Below are 1512 nucleotides of genomic sequence, written 5' to 3'. Positions count from 1 at the left end.
GTGGCATGCGCCGTCGTAAAATAGGCGTTGTGATAAGGTTCCAGTTGTAATTCTGCGCCTTCATATTTAGCCAGCAGCAGCGCCCCCAGCCCGAAACCCACTACCGGTCTGCGGTTTTTACGGAACATGGCAATGGTTTTGATTTCCTGCTCCAGCCATTCGTGCTTTTCTGTTTCCAGCGGAGACATCGGCCCACCCAACAAAAACAGGGCATCAAAAGTCAGGGCATTCCCCGGTAATTCACCACTCAAAAAAACCCGAAAATAACTGAAACCGATGTCGCGCTTTTCCAGTTGGCTTTCCACGATTCCCAGAAATTCGGAATAACTGTGCTGCACGACTGCAAAATGCTTCATTCATACTCCTCAAAACTTCTCGTTGATTAGACCTCGCGACGCACCGGCATGGCCAACATGTCCTTGCTGCAACGTTCCTTGGCAAACTCCAGAAATTCATCCATAACCAGACTGCGGAATTTTTGTTTCTGGTACACAAAAAAGTACGGCCTTGCCAGGGCCGGGCTCAAGGGCCGGGCCAGTAAGGTCCCCAGGGCCAGCTCTTTCAGTACCGTGGCCTCGGAGACAATGGCCACGCCGAGCCCCCCCTCCACCGCGCCCTTGACCGCCTCAGGGCTGCCCAATTCCATGGTGATATGCAAATCATCCGTATCTATGCCAGCCTGATGCAGATATTCCATGGTGACTTCCCGGGTGCCGGAACCTTCTTCGCGGGAAACAAAAGGATAATCCAGCAACTCTTGAGCAGACACGCTTTCATGGAGACCCAGGGCATGATCAGGCTGGGCGATGACAATCATGGAATCCATGCAACACTTGAGTGTGGCCAGACTTTTATTGGTCACCACGCCTTCCACCAGTCCCAAATCAATGCTGTTGTCTTCAATCATGTGGACAATTTTGTCGGTATTTCCTACATGCAGGCGCACCTGTACGTCCGGATATTTCATTTTGAAATCACCGAGCAGACGGGGAAGCATGTACTCGGCAATGGTGGTACTGGCTCCGATCAGCAAATGACCACGCAAGTCTCCCGTCATTTCTCCAACCCGATTGGACATTTCCGTGTACAGGGAAATGATGCGTTCCGAGTATTCGTACACCACCAGGCCCGCTTCAGTGAGGCTGATGCGATTATGGGTACGGTCAAACAACCGCGTATTGAATTGCTCTTCAAGCTGCTTCACCTGAAAAGTCACCGCAGGCTGCGTCATGTGCAAAGTATCTGCCGCTTTGGTAAAGCTGAGCATCCTTGCCACCGTGTGAAAAACCTGTAACCGTCGATCTGCCATGGAAATCCTTAGTCACCCGCGACTTTTAATGAGTTTAGGGGTAATATCTGAGCGCTTCAATACAGTATTTAAGGAGGATAACCCATGCCCAAGGCTTGGGAAAAGCTCGATCTGCAAGGCGCCGGGGTACAGAGTTTACAAATTCGCTTGCAAAAACTCCAGAAAAAACCTCTATGGGCCTATCTATATTGGTTTTTGTTCCC

Annotated in this window: 2 protein-coding genes; both read right to left on the bottom strand. The window is 50.7% G+C overall.

Going from position 1 to position 1512, the window contains the following annotated elements:
- On the bottom strand, positions 1-356 hold a 356-nt coding region (locus AC2VLY_RS04780; protein ID WP_486921847.1), incomplete at its 3' end, for a glutamine amidotransferase-related protein.
- A gap of 26 nt (positions 357-382) precedes the next feature.
- Positions 383-1309, bottom strand: a complete 927-nt coding sequence (locus AC2VLY_RS04775; RefSeq protein WP_010637323.1) for a selenium metabolism-associated LysR family transcriptional regulator — start codon at positions 1307-1309, stop codon at positions 383-385.
- Positions 1310-1512 lie beyond the last annotated feature (203 nt).

It is taken from the genome of Acidithiobacillus sp. TH-A36 (assembly GCF_057473445.1).
This window is presented reverse-complemented; position numbering and strand designations above follow the sequence as displayed.